Source organism: Methylomusa anaerophila (assembly GCF_003966895.1).
In the GTDB taxonomy this organism is placed as follows: Bacteria; Bacillota; Negativicutes; order Sporomusales; family Sporomusaceae; genus Methylomusa; species Methylomusa anaerophila.
This window is the reverse complement of the sequence record NZ_AP018449.1, coordinates 4,437,947-4,461,158: the sequence shown is the minus strand read 5'-3', so window position 1 is coordinate 4,461,158 and position 23,212 is coordinate 4,437,947. Positions and strand designations below refer to the sequence as shown.

Genomic DNA, 23,212 nt, shown 5'->3' with positions numbered 1-23,212 from the left:
TGATGTGCCGCATTAGCGGCATGGGGTTTGCTTAGAATCGTCAGATGCTTCCGTCGCCTACGAGACATTCGTATGGGCACTTGGTTGAAGTAAACATGCCGCAAGGACATCGGAATGGCGTTTATAAGCAAGTTCCCCGTTTAAGGTGAAAAACAGATTATAAGGGGGGAGCTTGATGGCTCTATTAACTCTGGAAGGAATATCGCTCAGTTACTCTAGGGAAAGTAATCGCCCCGCTTTGGATAACGTCTCTTTGACAATACAGGAAGGGGAGTTCATTGCTGTTGTGGGACCAAGCGGCTGCGGTAAAAGTTCTACTATTGCATTGCTGGCCGGGCTGATTGAGCCCAGTAGCGGGACGGTCCTTCTTGACGGTAAACCAATTCACGGGCCGGGCCCGGACCGGGCGGTAGTATTCCAGGATTATTCCCTGTTTCCCTGGATGACGGCGCTGGATAACATTAAATTTGCCCTAAAGCGGGCAGGGGCCGCAGGGAAAAAGCAGGCTTTGGATTATCTGAAACTGGTGGGTGTCGCCGATGCCGCCCACAAATATCCCGGTGAACTGTCGGGAGGAATGAAACAACGGGTAGCCATTGCCAGGGCTTTTGCCCTGGGGGCGCCGGTTTACCTCATGGATGAACCCTTCGGGGCGGTTGACGCCAAAAACCGTATCTACTTGCAGGACTTGCTGCTGCGGCTATGGCAGGAAGGCGGCGGGAAGAAAACAGTGTTTCTGGTTACCCATGATATCGATGAGGCTATTTACCTGGCAGACCGGATTGTCATCTTTACCCCCGGACCGGGAAAGGTGCGGCGAATACTGGAAGTCCCGTTTGACCGTCCCCGCAAACGCAACTACCTTGTTCATGATAAAAAATACCAGGAACTGCGCAACGATATCTTGTCCTTACTGCAGGATGACCTGATTGGAGAATTGGCTAAGGTGGAAGGAGGGGAGGGAATATGACGGAAAAAATGAGAGACCGTCTGATCTTATTGGGCCTGGTGCTGGCTTTATGGGAACTCATTACTGGTCTTAAGCTGCTGGATCCTCTGCTTTATCCTTCGCCGCAAACAGTTTTCAAGCTGATTATTGAAGACCGGGACGTTTTTACGAAAAGTTTGGTTAGCTCGTTTAATCTTCTGTTTTACGGTTGTCTGCTGGCGCTGGTTACTGCAATTCCATTAGGATTAATAGTGGGGTGGAACAGGCGCCTCTATTCCCTTATTGAACCGGTAATGAACATTCTCGGGCCTATACCGCCTATTGTCTATATCCCTTATGCCGTGGCCATACTGCCGACCTTTAAAATGTCTTCCGCTTTTATCATTTTTGTCGGCGCCTTCTGGCCGTTGTTTATTAACACGGTATCCGGCGTACAGGCTGTGGAGCAGGGAATAATTAATTCGGCCCGGACGCTGGGAGTCGGTTACTCTACCATGTTGCTGCGCATTTTGCTGCCCGGCGCTATGCCGCATATTCTTACCGGCGGTACGATCAGTCTGGTTATGGCCTTTATCCTGTTGGCTGCGGCTGAAATGATAGGCGCTACCAGCGGGTTGGGGTGGTATATCAAATATTTTGCGGATTTTGCCGATTATCACCGGGTAGTTGCCGGGATATTGGTTATGGGCGCAGTCGTATTTGTGCTCATGATTTTTTATAACCGTTTGGCGCAATATCTGCTGCGCTGGAAATTGCAAAAAGGATAGCAGCATATCAAAATTCCGAATCCAGCCAAATCCAAGTACCCTGGAGATTGCTCTCCAGGGTACTTGGCTGCATAATAGCCATGCAGGCTATAAATTCTAATTATTATAACAATAATTTTACAAAAAAACATAATCCAGATGGTAAAATATATACAAGCCTATCAAAAGATAGGGGATGTATGCTAACGGGCTCCAACAGGGATGAATTATAACTTTTTCTGAAATTTCAATTGCGGAGGCGCAGGGAAAGACTCAGGAAAAGTCATAAGGCGATATAGTTGAGGTATTTCTGTCTCAACAGTTTCTGTTTGCCTTTTTATCCTTTTATAAGGACAGCTTTTGTATTTAAAAAGTCAATCGTAACGATTTTCTTGATCCTTGGCCAAAGGATTTTATCTGGGTTAGCGAGGGACCTCTCTGTTTAAGGTTTTTTCATAAACAGAGGGGTTCCTATCTATTTAATAATATCATGCGCTTGCAAGAATGTACTATATTACAGACAAGGAGAAGTTTATGGAAGCTAACGAAACTCAAGCTTATCCTGGAAAAGACCAGGAAGAGATGCAGAAGGCGGAACAAACTGATATAGCCGTTATCGGTATGGCCTGTCGCTTTCCCGGGGCCTTAAATTACGAAGAGTTTTGGTGCAATCTCAGACAGGGACGATCAAGCATTCAGGAAATTCCCCGGGAGCGTTGGGAGTGGGAGCGTTTTTGGGGGGATCCGCGTGAAATCAATAAGAGTAACAGTAAATGGGGAGGATTTATTGCGGATGTTGATGCTTTTGATGCGGATTTTTTCAGTTTTTCTCCCCGCGAAGCCGAAGTCATGGATCCGCAGCAAAGGATCATGCTGGAACTTGCCTGGGCGTGTCTGGAGGATGCGGGGATGGTTCCTTCCTGCCTATCAGGAAGAAAAGTTGGCGTTTACTTAGGAGTCTTTAATTTTGACTATAAAGAGTTGCAAGAGAGACAATTTCGCCCAATTGAAACTTATTATTCCACCGGCACTGCGGCAGTGGTAATTGCTAATCGCATTTCCCATTATTTCAATTTTAAAGGACCGAGCATTCCCATAGACGCCGCTTGTTCCGGTTCGCTTAATGCCATTCATTTGGCCATGCAATCCATACGTTTAGGCGAATGCAGCATGGCGCTGGCGGGGGGGATTAATCTGTTATTGACTCCCACCCGCCATATCTCTTTTTCTAAAACAGGCATGTTGTCTCCCTCCGGTTCGTGTAAAACCTTTGATGAAAATGCCGACGGCTATGTCCGCAGTGAAGGCGCGGGCATAATCTTGCTCAAACCTTTAGCCAAGGCTATTGAGGATAGAGATCCTATTTGCGGGATTCTGAAAGGAAGCGCCGTTAATCACAATGGGAAAACCCATACCTTAACTTACCCCAATCCCGATGCTCAGGCCGATGTAATTGTTGAAGCCCAGCGGCAAGCAAGAGTTGCCCCTGAAAGCATCAGCTATATTGAGGCTCACGGAACCGGCACTCCAAAAGGAGATCCCATTGAGTTTCAGGGATTGTTAAAGGCATTCGCCGCTTTTTCTTCCCAGGCGGAGCCCAAGGCAAGAAAAAACTATTGCGGTTTGGGATCGGCAAAAACCAATATAGGTCATTTGGAAGCTGCCGCCGGCATTGCCGGGGTAATCAAAGTATTATTGTCCATGAAGCACCAACAGTTACCCGGGTTGCAAAATTTCACACAGCTAAATCATCGTATTACAAGTGAGAACAGCCCGTTTTATTTTATAAATCAGTTACAAGCGTGGAAAACGCCGGAAGATAAAAACAGTCAACCTATTCCGCGAAGAGCAGGTGTAAGCTCTTTCGGCTTCGGCGGCACCAACTCCCATGTGGTTCTGGAAGAAGCGCCTGTCATTGCCGGACATGCCGGTCAGGAGCTTCCTTATTATTTAATATGTTTATCGGCCAAAACCGAAGCAATATTGCGGCAGAAGGAAAAAGACCTGCAACACTGGCTGGAAGAGAAAGGACAAGAGTATAAGCTTATAGATATGAGTGCGACCTTGCTTATGGGCCGGGAGCATTTTCAGATAAGGTCGGCTTTTGTGGTTACAGATGTGCAGGAACTCCGGGAAAAAATAAAACAAGTTCTCGAAAAAGGGGAAGCTGAAGGATATTTTACCAAAAGTGATATGGGAAAAGGGAAACAAATACGGCCTCTCCTGACCGAGTTAGGCAAGAAGATTATCAAAGAGTTACGTACAAATAAATTGAAGGGTGAGCAGGAATACGGCAATAAACTCATGGCCCTGGCAGAATTATATGCCAATGGATATAATCCGGACTGGAAGATGCTTTTTCCTGAAAACAATATCCGGCGGGTCAACCTCCCAACCTATCCTTTTGCCAGAGAGCGTTACTGGCTGTCCGGCAACGGCACTGAGACGTGCGGCCCGCTGACAGGATGCGGTACACCGGCCGTCCTTCATCCCTTATTGCAGCAAAATACATCCGACTTCTGGGAACAGCGGTTCAGTCCTACCTTTACCGGACAGGAGTTTTTTCTGGCCGATCATGTCATAAACGGGCAGAGGATATTACCGGGAGTGGCTTATCTGGAAATGGTCCGGGCAGCAGTGGAACAGGCAGCCGGCGAATTAAGAGAAGAGCAGGCCGGACTGCAGCTCAAAAACGTAGTTTGGGTCCGACCGGTTGCCATAAGGGAACAACCGCTTACGGTCCACATCGGACTTTGCCCCGAAGACAACGGCGATATTGCCTATGAAGTCTATAGCCGGCCCGAAACGGCTGACGCCGAGCCGGTAGTGTACAGCCGGGGCAGTGCGGCGCTGAGTCCGCCGGCGGAAGCTCCCGCCTTGGATCTTAAAGCTTTACTGGCGGAGTGCAGTCAAAACAGTTTCAGTTCCAGCCAATGCTATGAGGCCTTTAAAACGGTGGGGTTCGCTTATGGTCCGGGACTGCAGGGGATTGAAAAAGTATATGCGGGACAGGGCCAAGTATTGGCCAAGCTGTCTTTGCCTGCGGCCTTAGCTGATACTAAGGAGCGATTCGTCCTGCATCCCAGCTTGCTGGATGCGGCCTTGCAGGCGTCTTTGATGCTGAATCCCGGTGAGGTCAAGCCGGCCCTGCCTTTTGCCTTGCAAAAGCTTGAAATCTTCGGCAAATGCCCTGCCGCAATGTGGGCCGTGGTTCGGTACAGCGGCGGTAGCCAAGCCGGGGATAAGGCACCAAAGCTTGATATCGATTTATGCGACGGGCAAGGGCATGTTTGCGTGCGGCTGAAAGGATTATCCTTGCGCGGGCCGGCAGGCGAAGCCGGCGCGGCAGAATCGTCGGCGACACTGGGAATATTGATGCTTGCGCCTGTGTGGCAAGAGCGGGCCATTGATCAGAACGCCGCGGTCCCCGGCTATGTCAAGCACCTGGTGATGCTCTGTGAGACCAGTGAAACTCTCCGGGAAAATATCGAAAACCGTATGAACGGAGTGCGTTGTATTACCTTACAATCCAAACAAAACGGTATAGAAGAACGTTTTCAAAACTACGCGGTTGAGATTTTTGAGGAAATTCGAAGTGTTTTTAAAGATAAACCTCTTGACAGGGTATTGATTCAAATAGTAGTTCCCATACGGGCGGAACAACAACTGTTCAGCGGTTTTATCGGGCTGTTGCAAACCGCGCGGCTGGAAAATCCCAAACTCATCGGACAGCTAATTGAAATAGAAGCTGATGACGATGCCGCGGGAATCATCGCGAAACTGCAAGAGAATAGCCGCAGCCCGCTTGATAACCGGATTCGCTATCAGGACGGCAAACGCTGGGTTGCCGGCTGGCGGGAAGTGGAAACGGCTGCGGAACGGGTGAAGATCCCCTGGAAAGATGGGGGTATCTATTTAATCAGCGGCGGCGCCGGCGGTCTGGGACTCATTTTTGTCAGAGAAATTGCGAGGCAGGTTAAGGATGCAACCTTGATCCTTACGGGAAGATCGGCGCTGAATGAGGATAAAGAGGCGCAACTGAAACCATTGGCGGCAGCGGGCGCACGGATTGTCTACCGGCAAGCGGATGTGACCCGGGAGCAGGAAGTTGCCGGCTTAATCCGGAGCATCGGGAAGGAATTCGGCAGTCTCAACGGCATTATCCACAGCGCAGGAGTAATCCGCGACAACTTCATTCTGAAGAAAAGCAGGGAAGAAATGCAGGCAGTGCTGGCGCCCAAGGTCAGCGGACTGGTCAATTTGGATCAGGCCAGCCGGGATTTGCCGCTGGATTTCTTCATCTGCTTTTCCTCGGTGGCGGGAGCCGTCGGCAATATGGGGCAAGCCGATTACGCCGCCGCCAACGCTTTTATGGACGCTTATGCCGGCTATCGAAATTCACTGGCGGCGGCAAACCAGCGTTACGGCCAAACGCTGTCCATTAACTGGCCGTTATGGCAAGAGGGCGGGATGCAAGTTGACGCCGGGACAGAAAAGATGCTGCTGCAAAGCATGGGTATGGCCGCTATGGGGACCGCAACCGGTATCCGGGCTTTGTATCAAGGCCTGGCCGCCGGCAAGGACCAGGTGATGGTGATGGAAGGCAACCTTGCCCGGATGAAGCAGAAACTGTTCTCCCAGACGACGCCACCTGCTGCTTTACAATCTCCCCGGGATTCTGAAATAGCCGGTTCGCCAACCAAGATCAATACCGGCAGCTTATTGAACAAAATAGAAGCTGCCCTGATGCAAACTGTAGCCAAATTACTCAAAGTTAAGCCCGAAAGTATTGATGTTGACACCGAACTGAAGGAGTATGGATTTGATTCGATCACCTTTACTGAATTTGCCAATCAAATTAACGAAGAATATAAACTTGAGCTGGCACCCACCATATTTTTTGAACATTCGAATCTCAATAGTTTTGCCAAATATCTGACAGAAGAATATCAGACTGTACTAGCCGTCCAATTCACGGTACCGGCCGGAGAAGAGGAAGCAGAGGAAATAGAAAAGCCGGCCGGTAAGAAACAGCGTTCCCGTTTGGCCGGCAGGGTGGCGTTAGCCGCAGCACAACCGGCTGCAACCGTTTCCGAACCCATAGCGATTATTGGCATGAGCGGAAAATTCCCGCTGGCCGGAGACCTGGACGAATTCTGGGAAAATCTCGTTGCCGGCCGGGATTGCATCACGGAAATTCCCCCAGACCGCTGGGATTGGCGGGAGTATTACGGCGATCCGGCAACCGAGGCAAATAAAACCAACGTCAAATGGGGCGGTTTTATTGACGGCGTCGCGGAGTTCGATCCGTTATTCTTCGGCATTTCCCCCCGGGAAGCCCAGCTCATGGACCCGCAGCAGCGGCTGTTGATGACCTATGTTTGGAAGGCGATGGAAGATGCCGGTTATGCGGCGCGAAGCCTGGCGGGAACTCAAACGGGTATCTTTGTGGGGACCATCGGCAGTGGTTACAGTGGCTTGATTGCGCAAGCCAATATTGCGATTGAAGGTTACACGTCCACCGGCACGGTGCCTTCGGTGGGACCGAACCGGATGAGCTATTTCCTCAATATTCACGGACCCAGCGAACCCATTGAAACCGCCTGTTCCAGTTCCCTGGTAGCCATTCACCGGGCGGTGAGCGCCCTGGAAAACGGCAGCTGCGAGATGGCGATCGCCGGCGGCGTCAATACCATTCTGACGCCGGATTTTCACATCAGCTTTAACAAAGCCGGCATGCTTAGCGAAGATGGACGGTGCAAAACCTTCTCGGATCAAGCCAACGGCTATGGACGCGGCGAAGGAGTAGGAATGATTTTCCTCCGGCGGCTAAAGGATGCGGAAGCGGCCGGGGACCATATCTACGGCGTGATTCGCGCTACGGCCGAGAACCACGGGGGCCGCGCCACTTCCCTGACAGCCCCTAACCCGAAAGCTCAGGCGGAGCTGCTGAAAGCCGCGTATACCAAAGCCGGCATCGATCCGCGGACCGTTAGTTACATTGAGGCCCACGGGACAGGCACTAAACTGGGCGACCCCATTGAAATCAACGGATTGAAGACCGCTTTTACAGAACTGTACCAGGCTGCCGGCGACAGTCAGGTTGCCGGCAGCCACTGCGGCTTGGGATCAGTGAAGACCAATATTGGGCACCTGGAATTTGCAGCCGGAATTGCCGGTGTAATCAAAGTCTTACTGCAGCTTAAGCATAAAACCCTGGTCAAAAGCCTGCATTGCGACACGGTGAATCCGTACATCCGGCTGCAAGACAGTCCGTTTTACATCGTGGGGGAAACGAAGGAATGGAAGCCTTTGCAAAATGCGGCAGGCCGGGACATTCCCCGGCGGGCCGGCGTAAACTCCTTTGGCTTTGGCGGCGTCAACGCCCATGTGGTGATCGAGGAATATATATCGAGAGAGCAAGGGCGGCCGCCCATCCCGGTCCCTGCCGGGAAACCGGCCATTATCGTGCTGTCGGCGAAGAATGAAGAGCGGCTTGTCGAGCAGGCGCAGCAATTACTGGCTGCAATCGAGGAAGAAGAATTTGCCGGGATAAGCTTAGCCGACATAGCATACACGCTGCAGGTGGGGCGGGACGCCATGGAAGAACGCCTGGGGGTAATTGTAGGATCCGTCCGGGAACTGGCGGACAAATTGCAGGCTTTTGTGGCCGGCCGGGAAGGTGTGGCAGGTCTGTACCGCGGGCAGGCCAAACATAATAAAGAAACCCTGGCCGTTTTTGCCGGGGATGAAGATTTACAAACGACAATTGATGTCTGGATTGGCAAAGGAAAATATGAGAAACTTCTGGCTCTCTGGGTTAAAGGTTTGATTTTTGACTGGAGCAAGCTTTATGGCGACAGCAAACCCCGACGCATCAGCCTGCCCACCTATCCCTTCGCCAGGGAACACTACTGGGTAGCTGAAACCGGACCCAAATCTGCCGGCAGCGTTGGGGCAGCATTAGCCCCAGCCGCAATTCATCCTTTATTGCAGCAAAATACTTCGGACTTCTCCGTCCAGCGGTTCAGTTCCACTTTTACCGGGCGGGAGTTTTTCCTGGCCGATCATGTCATAAACGGGCAGAGGATATTGCCCGGAGTGGCTTATCTGGAAATGGCCCGGGCGGCAGTGGCGCGGGCTACGGGGATTTTAAAAGCGGAGCAGACCAGAATACGGCTCAAAAATGTGACATGGGTCCGGCCCATTGCCGTAGGGGAACAGCCGGTTGAGGTGCAGATCGGACTTTTCCCGGAGGACAACGGCGAGGTCGCCTATGAAATCTATGGCAAACCGGTGGGAGGTACTGCAGAACCCCTTTTACACAGCCAGGGCAGCGCGGTAATTAGCTCACCGGGGGAAATCCCTGCCTTGGACCTCAAGGTCTTACAGGCTGAGTGCAGCCAAAGCAGCCTGACCTCCGGCCAATGCTACGAGGCTTTTAAGGCGATGGGAATCGACTATGGTCCGGGACACCAGGGGGTTGAGACGGTACATATAGGTCTGCGTCAGGTGCTGGCGAAATTGTCCCTGCCTGCTTCCGTCTCCTATACTAAGGACCAATTCGTCTTGCATCCCAGCTTGCTGGATGCAGCCTTGCAGGCATCGCTGGCTCTTCTGCCAGGCCCTGATGCTATGACCGGTAAAATTCCCCTCAAGCCGATGTTGCCTTTCGCCCTGGACGAACTTGAAATCTTCAGCAGCAGCGCCGCCGCGATGTGGGCCGTGGTTCGCGGCAGTGACGGCAGCCAAGCCGGGGATAAGGTGCAAAAACTCGATATCGATTTATGCGACGGGCAAGGGAATGTTTATGTACGGCTGAAAGGATTATCCTTACTCCGGCTGGCAGGTGAAGCCGGCGCGGCAGAATCGCCGGCGACATTGGGCACATTGATGCTTGCGCCTGTCTGGCAAGAGCGGGCCATTGATCAGAACGCCACGGTCCCCGGCTATGTCAAGCACCTGGTGATGCTCTGTGAGACCAATGAAACTCTCCGGAAAAATATCGAAAACCGTATGAACGGAGTGCGTTGTATTATCTTACAATCCAAACAAAACGGTATAGAAGAACGTTTTCAAAACTACGCGGTTGAGATTTTTGCGGAAATTCAAAGTGTTTTTAAAGATAAACCTCTTGACAGGGTATTGATTCAAGTAGTAGTTCCCATACGGGCGGAACAACAACTGTTCAGCGGTTTTATCGGGCTGTTGCAAACCGCGCGGCTGGAAAATCCCAAACTCATCGGACAGCTAATTGAAATAGAAGCTGATGACGATGCCGAAAGAATCATCGCGAAACTGCAGGAGAATAGCCGCAGCCCGCTTGATAACCGGATTCGCTATCAGGACGGCAAACGCTGGGTTGCCGGCTGGCGGGAAGTGGAGGCTGCGGAACGGGTGAAGATCCCCTGGAAAGATGGGGGTATCTATTTAATCAGCGGCGGCGCCGGCGGTCTGGGACTCATTTTTGCCAGAGAAATTGCGAGGCAGGCTAAGGATGCAACCTTGATCCTTACGGGAAGATCGGCGCTGAATGAGGATAAAGAGGCGCAACTGAAACCATTGGCGGCAGCGGGCGCACGGATTGTCTACCGGCAAGCGGATGTGACCCGGGAGCAGGAAGTTGCCGGCTTAATCCGGAGCATCGGGAAGGAATTCGGCAGTCTCAACGGCATTATCCACAGTGCAGGAGTAATCCGCGACAACTTCATTCTGAAGAAAAGCAGGGAAGAAATGCAGGCAGTGCTGGCGCCCAAGGTCAGCGGACTGGTCAATTTGGATCAGGCCAGCCGGGATTTGCCGCTGGATTTCTTCATCTGCTTTTCCTCGGTGGCGGGAGCCGTCGGCAATATGGGGCAAGCCGATTACGCCGCCGCCAACGCTTTTATGGACGCTTATGCCGGCTATCGAAATTCACTGGCGGCGGCAAACCAGCGTTGCGGCCAAACGCTGTCCATTAACTGGCCGTTATGGCAAGAGGGCGGGATGCAAGTTGACGCCGGGACGGAAAAGATGCTGCTGCAAAGCATGGGTATGGCCGCCATGGGGACCGCAACCGGCATCCGGGCTTTGTATCAAGGCCTGGCCGCCGGCAAGGACCAGGTGATGGTGATGGAAGGCAACCTTGCCCGGATGAAGCAGAAACTGCTCTCGACGACGGCGGCGGCCGCTTCTCCAAGCCGGATTGATACCGGCAGCCTGCAGGACAAAGTACAGGCTGCTCTGCTGCAAAATGTATCGGAATTACTTAAAGTAAAGCCTGAAGATATTGATGCCGGTACCGAACTGAAGGAGTATGGATTTGATTCGATCACCTTTACTGAATTTGCCAATCAAATTAACGAAGAATATAAACTTGAGCTGACTCCCGCCATATTTTTTGAACATCCCCATCTCAATAGTTTTGCCAAATATCTGACGGAAGAATATCAGGCTGTACTAGCCGTCCAATTCGTGGTATCGGCCGGAGGGGACACTCCTGTGCCGGCCGGAGAAGAGGAAGCAGAGGAAATAGAAAAGCCGGCCGACAAGAAACAGCGCTCCCGTTTGGCCGGCAGGGTGGCGTTATTCCCGGCACAACCGGCTGCAACCGTTTCCGAACCCATAGCGATTATCGGCATGAGCGGAAAATTCCCGCTGGCTGGAGACCTGGGCGAATTCTGGGAAAATCTCGTTGCCGGCCGGGATTGCATCACGGAAATTCCCCCAGACCGCTGGGATTGGCGGGAGTATTACGGCGATCCGGCAACCGAGGCAAATAAAACCAACGTCAAATGGGGCGGTTTTATTGACGGCGTCGCGGAGTTCGATCCGTTATTCTTCGGCATTTCCCCCCGGGAAGCCCAGCTCATGGACCCGCAGCAGCGGCTGTTGATGACCTATGTTTGGAAGGCGATGGAAGATGCCGGTTATGCGGCGCGAAGCCTGGCGGGAACGAAGACCGGTATTTTTACGGGAACAATGAGCAGCGACTATCGTGTCTTGGTTTCCCAGGCCGACGGGATTGAAGGTTACACATCCACCGGTACGGTGCCTTCGGTGGGACCGAACCGGATGAGCTATTTCCTCAATATTCACGGACCCAGCGAACCCATTGAAACCGCCTGTTCCAGTTCCCTGGTAGCCATTCACCGGGCGGTGAGCGCCCTGGAGAACGGCAGCTGCGAGATGGCGATCGCCGGCGGCGTCAATACCATCCTGACGCCGGATTTTCACATCAGCTTTAACAAAGCCGGCATGCTTAGCGAAGATGGACGGTGCAAAACCTTCTCGGATCAAGCCAACGGCTATGGGCGCGGCGAAGGCGTGGGAATGATCTTTCTCCGGCGGCTGCAGGATGCGGAAGCGGCCGGGGACCATATCTACGGCGTGATTCGCGCTACGGCCGAGAACCACGGGGGCCGCGCCAACTCTTTGACGGCGCCTAACCCGAAAGCCCAGGCGGAACTGCTGAAAGATGCGTATACCAAAGCCGGCATCGATCCGCGGACCGTTAGTTACATTGAGGCCCACGGGACAGGCACGGAACTGGGCGACCCCATTGAAATCAACGGGTTGAAGACCGCTTTTAAAGAACTGTACCAGGCTGCCGGCGGCAGCCTGGTTGCCGAGGCCCATTGCGGCTTGGGATCGGTAAAGACCAATATTGGGCACCTGGAACTGGCGGCCGGGATTGCCGGTGTAATCAAAGTCTTATTGCAGCTTAAGCATAAAACCCTGGTCAAAAGCCTGCATTGCGACACGGTGAATCCGTACATCCGGCTGCAGGACAGTCCGTTTTACATCGTGGGGGAAACGAAGGAATGGAAGCCTTTGCAAAATGCGGCAGGCCGGGACATTCCCCGGCGGGCCGGCGTAAGCTCCTTTGGCTTTGGCGGCGTCAACGCCCATGTGGTGATCGAGGAATATACGCCGAAGGGGCAAAACTGGCCGCCCATCCCGGTCCCTGCCGGGAAACCGGCCATTATCGTGCTGTCGGCGAAGAATGAAGAGCGGCTTGTCGAGCAGGCGCAGCAATTACTGGCTGCAATCAGGAAAGAAGAATTTGCCGGGATAAGTTTAGCCGACATAGCATACACGCTGCAGGTGGGGCGGGACGCCATGGAAGAACGCCTGGGGGTAATTGTAGAATCCGTCGGGGAACTGGCGGAAAAATTGCAGGCTTTTGTGGCCGGCCGGGAAGGTGTGGCAGGTCTGTACCGCGGGCAGGCCAAACATAATAAAGAAACCCTGGCCGTTTTTGCCGGGGATGAAGATTTACAAACGACAATTGATGTCTGGATTGGCAAAGGAAAATATGAGAAACTTCTGGCTCTCTGGGTTAAAGGTTTGATTTTTGACTGGAGCAAGCTTTATGGCGACAGCAAACCCCGACGCATCAGCCTGCCCACCTATCCCTTTGCCAGGGAACGCTACTGGGTAGCTGAAACCGGACCCAAATCTGCCGGCAGCGTTGGGGCAGCATTAGCCCCAGCCGCAATTCATCCTTTATTGCAGCAAAATACTTCGGACTTCTCCGTCCAGCGGTTCAGTTCCACTTTTACCGGGCGGGAGTTTTTCCTGGCCGATCATGTCATAAACGGGCAGAGGATATTACCGGGAGTGGCTTATCTGGAAATGGTCCGGGCAGCAGTGGAACAGGCAGCCGGCGAATTAAGAGAAGAGCAGGCCGGGCTGCAGCTCAAAAACACAGTTTGGGTCAGACCGGTTGCCATAAGGGAACAACCGCTTACGGTCCACATCGGACTTTGCCCCGAAGACAACGGCGATATTGCCTATGAAGTCTATAGCCGGCCCGAAACGGCTGACGCCGAGCCGGTAGTGTACAGCCGGGGCAGTGCGGCGCTGAGTCCGCCGGCGGAAGCTCCCGCCTTGGATCTTAAAGCTTTACTGGCGGAGTGCAGTCAAAACAGTTTCAGTTCCAGCCAATGCTATGAGGCCTTTAAAACGGTGGGGTTCGCTTATGGTCCGGGACTACAGGGGATTGAAAAAGTATATGCGGGACAGGGCCAAGTATTGGCCAGGCTGTCTTTGCCTGCGGCCTTAGCTGATACCAAGGACCGATTCGTCCTGCATCCCAGCTTGCTGGATGCGGCCTTGCAGGCGTCTTTGATGCTGAATCCCGGTGAGGTCAAGCCGGCCCTGCCTTTTGCCTTGCAAAAGCTTGAAATCTTCGGCAAATGCCCTGCCGCAATGTGGGCCGTGGTTCGGTACAGCGGCGGCAGCCAAGCCGGGGATAAGGCACCAAAGCTTGATATAGATTTATGCGACGGGCAAGGGAATATTTGCGTACGGCTGAAAGGACTATCCTTGCGTGGGCTGGCAGACGAAGCCGGCGCGGCAGAGACCGGGACAAATACCGGCACCCTGCTGCTCCATCCTTGCTGGCAAGAGCAATCTGCCGCCCCGGCAGCCATACTTCCCGGTTATGATCAGCATTTGGTGATACTCGGCGAAGGGGCTTCTGTTTTCCGGGAAAGCATTGAAACCGCGATGACCGGGGTGCGCTGCCTTACCCTGGAATCGCCGCCAAAAGGCATGGCGGAACGGTTTCAAACCTATGCTATTCAGGCATTGGAAGAAATCCGGCGCCTTCTCCGGGAAAAACCCTTGGGAAAGGTGCTGATTCAGATTGTTGTTCCCCAACTTTTTTCCGGCCTTGCCGGGCTGTTGCAAACCGCGCGGCTGGAAAATCCCAAACTCATCGGACAGCTAATTGAAATAGAAGCTGGTGACGACGCCGCGGGAATCATTGCGAAACTGCAAGAGAATAGCCGCAGCCCGCTTGATAACCGGATTCGCTATCAGGACGGCAAACGCTGGGTTGCCGGCTGGCGGGAAGTGGAAACCGGTGAGGAACGGGTGAAGATCCCCTGGAAAGATGGGGGTATCTATTTAATCAGCGGCGGCACCGGCGGTCTGGGACTTATTTTTGCCAAAGAAATTGCGGGGCAGGTTAAGGATGCAACCTTGATCCTTACAGGAAGATCGGCGCTGAATGAGGATAAAGAGGCGCAACTGAAACAATTGGCGGCAGCGGGCGCCCAGATTGTCTACCGGCAAGCGGATGTGACGCGGGAGCAGGAAGTTGCCGGCTTAATCCGGAGCATCGGGGAGGAATTCGGCAGTCTCAACGGCATTATCCACAGCGCGGGAGTAATCCGCGACAACTTCATTCTGAAGAAAAGCAGGGAAGAAATGCAGGCAGTGCTGGCGCCCAAGGTCAGCGGACTGGTCAATTTGGATCAGGCCAGCCGGGATTTGCCGTTGGATTTCTTCATCTGTTTTTCCTCGGTGGCGGGAGCCGTCGGCAATATGGGGCAAGCCGATTACGCCGCCGCCAACGCTTTTATGGACACCTATGCCGGCTATCGAAATTCGCTGGCGGCGGCAAACCAGCGTTGCGGCCAAACGCTGTCCATTAACTGGCCGTTATGGCAAGAGGGCGGGATGCAAGTTGACGCCGGGACGGAAAAGATGCTGCTGCAAAGCATGGGTATGGCCGTCATGGGGACCGCAACCGGCATCCGGGCTTTGTACCAAGGCCTGGCCTCCGGCAAGGACCAGGTGATGGTGATGGAAGGCAACCTTGCCCGGATGAAGCAGAAACTGCTCTCGACGACGGCGGCGGCCGCTTCTCCAAGCCGGATTGATACCGGCAGCCTGCAGGACAAAGTACAGGCTGCTCTGCTGCAAAGTGTATCGGAATTACTTAAAGTAAAGCCTGAAGATATTGATGCCGGTACCGAACTGAAGGAGTATGGCTTTGATTCGATCACCTTTACTGAATTTGCCAATCAAATTAACGAAGAATATAAACTTGAGCTGACTCCCATCATATTTTTTGAACATCCGCAGCTCAATAGTTTTGTTGCCTATTTAATTGAAGAATACCAGGCTGTGTTTGCCGCTCAATTTGGGCTGCAAACACAAACCACGGCCGAATTTCCTGTTGCCGCCACAGAAACTGCAGCAGAGAAAGCAGCAAAGCCGGCCGGCAAGAAACAGTGCTCCCGTTTTGACAAAATGATGGCGTTAGCCGCAGCACAACCGGCTGCAACCGTTTCCGAACCCATAGCGATTATCGGCATGAGCGGAAAATTCCCGCTGGCCGGAGACCTGAACGAATTCTGGGAAAATCTCGTTGCCGGCCGGGATTGCATCACGGAAATTCCCCCAGACCGCTGGGATTGGCGGGAGTATTACGGCGATCCGGCAACCGAGGCAAATAAAACTAACGTCAAATGGGGCGGTTTTATTGACGGCGTCGCGGAGTTCGATCCGTTATTCTTCGGCATTTCCCCCCGGGAAGCCCAGCTCATGGACCCGCAGCAACGGCTGTTGATGACCTATGTTTGGAAGGCGATGGAAGATGCCGGTTATGCGGCGCGAAGCCTGGCGGGAACGAAGACCGGTATTTTTACGGGAACAATGAGCAGCGACTATCGTGTCTTGGTTTCCCAGGCCGACGGGATTGAAGGTTACACATCCACCGGTACGGTGCCTTCGGTGGGACCGAACCGGATGAGCTATTTCCTCAATATTCACGGACCCAGCGAACCCATTGAAACCGCCTGTTCCAGTTCCCTGGTAGCCATTCACCGGGCGGTGAGCGCCCTGGAAAACGGCAGCTGCGAGATGGCGATCGCCGGCGGCGTCAATACCATCCTGACGCCGGATTTTCACATCAGCTTTAACAAAGCCGGCATGCTTAGCGAAGATGGACGGTGCAAAACCTTCTCGGATCAAGCCAACGGCTATGGGCGCGGCGAAGGAGTAGGAATGATTTTCCTCCGGCGGCTAAAGGATGCGGAAGCGGCCGGGGACCATATCTACGGCGTGATTCGCGCCACGGCCGAGAACCACGGGGGCCGCGCCAACTCCCTGACGGCGCCTAACCCGAAAGCCCAGGCGGAACTGCTGAAAGATGCGTATACCAAAGCCGGCATCGATCCACGGACCGTTAGTTACATTGAGGCCCACGGAACCGGCACGGAACTGGGCGACCCCATTGAAATCAACGGGTTGAAGACCGCTTTTAAAGAACTGTACCAGGCTGCCGGCGGCAGCCTGGTTGCCGAGGCCCATTGCGGCTTGGGATCGGTGAAGACCAATATTGGGCACCTGGAACTGGCGGCCGGGATTGCCGGTGTAATCAAAGTCTTACTGCAGCTTAAGCATAAAACCCTGGTCAAAAGCCTGCATTGCGACACGGTGAATCCGTACATCCGGCTGCAGGACAGTCCGTTTTACATCTTGCGGGAAACGAAGGAATGGAAGCCTTTGCAAAATGCGGCAGGCCGGGACATTCCCCGGCGGGCCGGCGTAAGCTCCTTTGGTTTTGGCGGCGTCAACGCCCATGTGGTGATCGAGGAATATACGCCGAAGGGGCAAAACCGGCCGCCCATCCCGGTCCCTGCCGGGAAACCGGCCATTATCGTGCTGTCGGCGAAGAATGAAGAGCGGCTTGTCGAGCAGGCGCAGCAATTACTGGCTACAATCAGGAAAGAAGAATTTGCCGGGATAAGTTTAGCCGACATAGCATACACGCTGCAGGTGGGGCGGGACGCCATGGAAGAACGCCTGGGGGTAATTGTAGAATCCGTCCGGGAACTGGCGGACAAATTGCAGGCTTTTGCGGCAGGCCGGGAAGGTGTGGCAGATCTGTACCGCGGGCAAGCCAAACGCGACAGGGAAACGTTGGCTAAGTTTGCAGCGGATGAAGATATGGCAAACATAATTGATGTCTGGATAGGCAAGGGAAAATATGAGAAAATTCTTGACTTTTGGGTTAAGGGACTAAGTCTTGATTGGGATAAACTTTACGGGGATGTCAGACCCTCGCGCATAAGCCTGCCCACCTATCCTTTTGCGAAAGAACGCTATTGGGTGGGCAAACCCGATAGCAAGGCTGACAACACAGCCATGCTGACAACTGCGCTTCATCCGCTGCTGCATCAAAACACTTCCGACCTTTCCGGGCAGCGGTTTACCTCGACCTTTACGGGCCGGGAATTTTTCTTGGCGGATCATGGCATGACGGGCCGGCGGGTCTTGCCGGCGGTAGCCTGTCTGGAGATGGCCCGGGCGGCGGTGGAACGGGCGGCGGGCGTTCCGGGAGAAAGGGAAACGGGCATCCGGCTCAAGCAGGTGGTTTGGGACCGGCCCATTACTGTCGAAGAGCGGCCGGGACCGGTACACATTAGCCTTTTTCCCGGAGACAATGGAGAAATTGCCTATGAAATTTACAGCGAGTCCGGAGAGGTTGACACGGAACTTATCATCCACAGCCAAGGCACTGCGGCGCTAAGTTCGGCCAAGGAAGTTCCAGCCCTGGATCTCAGGGCCTTGCAAGCTCAGTGCAACCAAAGTATCCTTTCAGCCGGGCAAGGCTGCGAAGGTCCTCAAGTAATGGAGCCTGACCATGGACCGGAATGCGGGACGTTTGAGAAGGTGTATGTGGGGCCAGATCAAGTGTTGGCCAAGCTATGCCTGCCGGCTTATGTTCCGGAGACGCAAGGTCAATTTGTTTTGCATCCGGGTTTGATGGGCGCCGCTTTGCAAGCGTTGACAAATTTTATGACCGGCGCCGGCGATGGCAAAACGCTGCTGCCTCTTGCTTTGCGGGAGCTTGAAATATTTAGTCATGACGTCCCCGCCGCGTGGGCCGTAATTCGCCGCAGCGCCGACGGGGCGGCAGACGGCAGGGGGAGATTCGATATTGATTTATGCGGTGAGCAGGGAAATGTATGTGTACGGATGAAGGGATTTTCATTCCGGGTGCCGGCAGGCGAAGCAGGGCTGCAGGAATTTTCCCAAACTCACGGGCAACCAAGCCGGGAACCGCTGCCGCCGGTGGAGCCGGAACCGCTGCGGGAAAAAACCCTGCATCAACTCAAAGGGGTATTGGGAGAAGTCACCAAGCTGGGATTGGGGCAGATCGACGCCGATGAACCGTTGGAAGCCTATGGAATTGATTCGCTGATGATCACCCGTCTCAATCAGAAACTGGCCGCTGTCTTCGGCGAATTGTCGAAAACCCTGTTTTATGAATACCAGACGCTGGCGGCCTTAGCCGAATATTTAAGCACCAACCATCCGCAAGCTTGCCGGCAGTGGACCGGACTGGAGGAGCCGGGGGCGTCCCTGCCGGCGGCGGAGTCCGCCCCGGGACTGCCCGGCGCCGGCCAAGTGCCGGTGCTGACCTCCCTGGCCGGAAAAACAAAGACAAGGAAGAAAAAAGTATGGGGTTTTGCCGTTACGGCTCCCGGACGGGAAAGCCGGGAACCTATTGCCATTATTGGCATCAGCGGGCGGTATCCTCAAGCCGGAACGCTGCGGGAATATTGGGAGAATTTGCAAAACGGCCGGGATTGCATCACCGAAATTCCCAATGAGCGTTGGCCTTTGGAAGGATTCTATCTGCCTGATTCCCAGGCAGCCCCGGCGCAGGGCAGAAGCTACAGCAAATGGGGCGGCTTTGTGACCGGATTCGCCGAATTTGATCCGCTCTTTTTCAATATGTCGCCGCGGGAAGCCCTCAATATGGATCCGCAAGAGCGACTGTTCATTGAAAGCTGCTGGGAAGCGCTGGAGGATGCGGGCTATACCCGGGAGCAACTGGCTGTGACCTGCAACCGGCGGGTGGGGGTTTTTGCCGGCATAACCAAGACCGGCTTTAATTTATACGGCCCGGAGCTATGGAAACAGGGGGAACAAATCTTCCCCTACACGTCCTTCAGCTCGGTGGCCAATCGCATTTCCTATCTGTTCAATTTACAAGGGCCGAGCATGCCGGTGGATACCATGTGTTCCTCCTCCCTGACCGCCATTCATGAAGCCTGCGAACATCTGTACCGGGGAGAATGTGAAATGGCGATTGCCGGGGGTGTGAACCTGTATCTCCATCCCTCCAGCTATGTGGGATTATGTGGGCAGCAAATGCTGTCCGCCAGCGGGCAATGCCAGAGCTTTGGCCAGGGAGGCGACGGATTCGTGCCGGGAGAAGGCGTGGGGGCGGTGATCCTAAAACCGCTGGCCCGGGCCATTGCCGACGGGGACCGGATATATGCGCTGATCCGGGGGACAGGGATTAATCACGGCGGGAAAACCAACGGCTATACGGTGCCCAATCCCAAGGCCCAGGGGGAGCTCATCCGGGCGACCCTGGACAAAGCGGGGGTAAACGCGCGGGCCGTCAGCTATATCGAGGCCCACGGCACGGGGACCAAACTGGGGGATCCCATTGAAATCACCGGACTTACCCAGGCGTTTCGCCAGGATACCCAGGATACGGGATACTGCGCCATCGGGTCGGTAAAATCCAATATCGGCCATGGGGAAGCGGCGGCGGGGATTGCCGGCATCACCAAAATTGTGCTGCAAATGCAGCAGCAAAAACTGGTGCCCAGTTTGCATGCCCGGGAACTGAATCCGAATATCAATTTTGCCCAAACCCCGTTTGTAGTGCAGCAGGAACTGGGGGAATGGAAACGGCCGGTGGTGGAAAGCAACGGGGAAAGCAGGGAATATCCGCGGATTGCCGGGATCTCATCCTTTGGGGCGGGAGGAGCCAACGCCCATGTCGTGCTGGAAGAATACCGGGGCGCCGAGCGGCCGGTAATCGAGATAACGCCCCGGAAACCGGCGGTCATTGTATTGTCGGCCAAGGATAAAGAGCGGCTGCAGGAGCAGGCGAGGCAATTGCTGGCGGCGATTCAGGAGCGGCCATTGACCGATGGCGACCTGGCTGATATGGCCTATACCCTCCAGGTGGGGCGGGAGGCCATGGAAGAACGGCTGGGCCTGGTGGCGGGCTCGATGGAAGAAGCGGCAAGGAAACTGGGGGCTTTTCTGGCGGGTCAAGACGGGAGGGAGGACCTGTATCAGGGTCAGGTGAAGGCCAATAGAGGGATGTTGGACAGTATGACGGCGGATGAAGATATGATGAAAACGGTGGAAACCTGGGTGGCCAAAGGGAAATATGCCAAAATACTTGATCTGTGGGTCAAGGGGTTGAACGTGGATTGGCATAAGCTTTACGGCGAGACCAAACCCCGCCGTATCAGTTTGCCCACTTATCCTTTTGCCCGGGAACGCTACTGGCTGCCGGCGATTGACACTAAGGCCGGCGGGGCCCTTACAGCTCCAACCATCGAAACGGTGCTCCATCCCCTGGTGCAGCGAAATACCTCGACCTTCTCAGGGCAGCGGTTCAGTTCAACCTTTACCGGGCAGGAGTTTTTCCTGGCGGATCATATCATAAAAGGCCGGCGGGTTTTGCCAGGAGCAGCTTATCTGGAAATGGCCCGGGCGGCAGTGGAACAGGCGGTAGAGGACTTCCAACCAGGACGGACCGGGATACGGCTGCAAAACGTAGTCTGGGTTCGTCCCCTGGCCGTAGGGGAGCAGCCAGTGCCGGTGCATATCAGCCTCTATCCGGAAGACAACGGCGAAATTGCCTATGAAATCTACAGTGAGCCGGAAAATGCCGACGCCGAACCAATAGTACACAGCCAGGGCAGTGCGGCGCTAAGCCCGCTTGCGGCAGTACCGGTCCGGGACATTAAGGTCTTGCAAGCTCAATGCAGTGAAAGCATTCTTGTGGCCGGTGAATGCTATGAGGCATTTAGGGCGATGGGGATCGACTACGGCCCCGGACACCGGGGAATTGAGATGGTGTATGCGGGACAGGAGCAGGTATTGGCCAAACTGTCCCTGCCGGCTGCCGTCATGGATACTAAAGACCGGTTTATCCTGCATCCCGGTTTGCTGGATTCAGCCCTCCAGGCGTCACTGGGTTTAGTGATGGCCGCCGGCGATAAAAGAGGTAAAGTCCCTCCCCAGCCGGCGCTGCCTTTTGCCTTGCAGGAACTGGCGATATTCGGTGCATGTCCGGCGGTAATGTGGGCGCTGGTCCGGTACAGTGAAGGCAGCAAGGCGGAAGACAGGGTACCAAGCCTTGATATCGATTTATGCGATGAGCAAGGCAACGTTTGCGTAAAATTGAAAGGGTTTATAGCAAGAATACTGGAAAGTGAGGCGGATTCCGCCGGAACCCTGCTGCTCAGCCCAAGTTGGCAGGAGGCTACGGGGGAAGGAACCGTAGCCCCGGATTATGCCGGACATTTGGTAATTCTCTGTGAATCGGATAAAATTTCCCGGGAAATCCAGGAAATCTTGGAAGCCCAAACGAACGGGGTGCGTTGCCTCACTCTGGAGTCCGGGCAGAAAGGCCTGAAGGAACGGTTCCAGGCCTGCGCCGTGCAAGCATTTGCCCAAATCCAAAGAATTCTAACAGCTAAACCCCAGGGCAACGTATTGGTTCAGATTGTCGTTGGCAGCCGGGACGAACAGCGGCTTTTCGCCGGCCTGGCCGGTCTATTGAAAACAGCCCGGCTGGAAAATCCTAAACTTATCGGGCAGTTGATTGAAATAGAGCCCGGGGAGGGCCCGGCAGCAATCATAGCGAAACTGGAGGCGAACAGCCGGAGCCCCAATGACAGCCACATTCGCTACCAGGACGGCCAACGTTTGCTGGCCGGGTGGAGCGAAGTGGAAGTTTCCCAGGCAGCAGTGAGCCTCCCCTGGAAAGATCAGGGGGTTTATTTAATTACCGGCGGCGCCGGCGGCCTGGGACTGATATTTGCCGCCGAAATTGCGCATAAAACCAAGGATGCGGCCCTGATCCTCACCGGCCGGTCCCCGTTGAGCGAGGAGAAACAAGGCAAGCTGAAGGAATTGGCGGCATTGGGCGCCAGGGTCGCCTACCGGCAGGCTGATGTGGCCGACCGGCAGGCCGTTGCCGGCTTAATTAAAAGCATTAAAGGGGAATTCGGGGATATCCATGGGATCATTCACAGTGCAGGCATAATCCGTGATAACTTTATTATAAAAAAGACCCGGGAGCAGTTCCTGGAAGTCCTGGTGCCGAAGGTGGCGGGACTGGTAAACCTGGATGAAGCCGGCCGGGACCTGAACCTGGACTTCTTTATCGTCTTTTCCTCACTGGCCGGCAGCTTCGGCAATATCGGCCAAGCCGATTATGCCGCGGCCAACGCCTTCATGGACGCCTACGTCCGCTATCGCAATGCATTAGTAGCGGAGAACCAACGGCGGGGCCGGACGCTTTCCATCAATTGGCCGCTGTGGCAAGAGGGCGGGATGCATGTGGATACGGAAAGGGCAAAGCTGATGCAACAAACCACAGGGATGGTTGCCATGCAGACCGCCGCCGGTATCCAGGCATTATACCAGGGCTTTGCCGCCGGCAAGGAGCAGGTGCTGGTGATGGAAGGCAACGTGATGCAATTAAGAAATTTTATGGGATTGAAATCGAATTCGATTTCCAATTCCAATTCAATGGCGTTCGGGGAATTTGGTAATGTTATGGCAAAGGATGAAGCTGCAGAATTTAACGGGGATTCTTATGATTTTTATCTACGGCTTGCAGCAAGAATATCAAATGGCGAAGTATCCGATGCCGAAGTCGAAAGAATAGTTTTGGCTTTAAATTAGG

3 protein-coding genes are annotated in these 23,212 nt (G+C 54.1%); all 3 read left to right on the top strand.

The window, feature by feature from the left end:
• The first annotated feature begins 175 nt into the window (after positions 1–175).
• The 3 genes from MAMMFC1_RS20355 (at position 176) to MAMMFC1_RS20345 (ending at position 23,211) form a co-directional block, all read left to right on the top strand.
• A complete protein-coding gene (locus MAMMFC1_RS20355; RefSeq protein ID WP_126310235.1) occupies positions 176–970 on the top strand; it encodes an ABC transporter ATP-binding protein in 795 nt (264 codons plus the stop codon).
• Positions 967–1,716 carry an ABC transporter permease gene (locus MAMMFC1_RS20350; protein WP_126310234.1) on the top strand — a complete coding sequence of 250 codons (750 nt, stop codon included), beginning with the start codon at positions 967–969 and terminating at the stop codon, positions 1,714–1,716. Before MAMMFC1_RS20355 ends, MAMMFC1_RS20350 begins: the two co-directional genes overlap by 4 nt.
• A gap of 513 nt (positions 1,717–2,229) precedes the next feature.
• Positions 2,230–23,211, top strand: a complete 20,982-nt coding sequence (locus MAMMFC1_RS20345) for an SDR family NAD(P)-dependent oxidoreductase (protein WP_158618829.1) — start codon at positions 2,230–2,232, stop codon at positions 23,209–23,211.
• The last annotated feature ends 1 nt before the right edge of the window (position 23,212 follow it).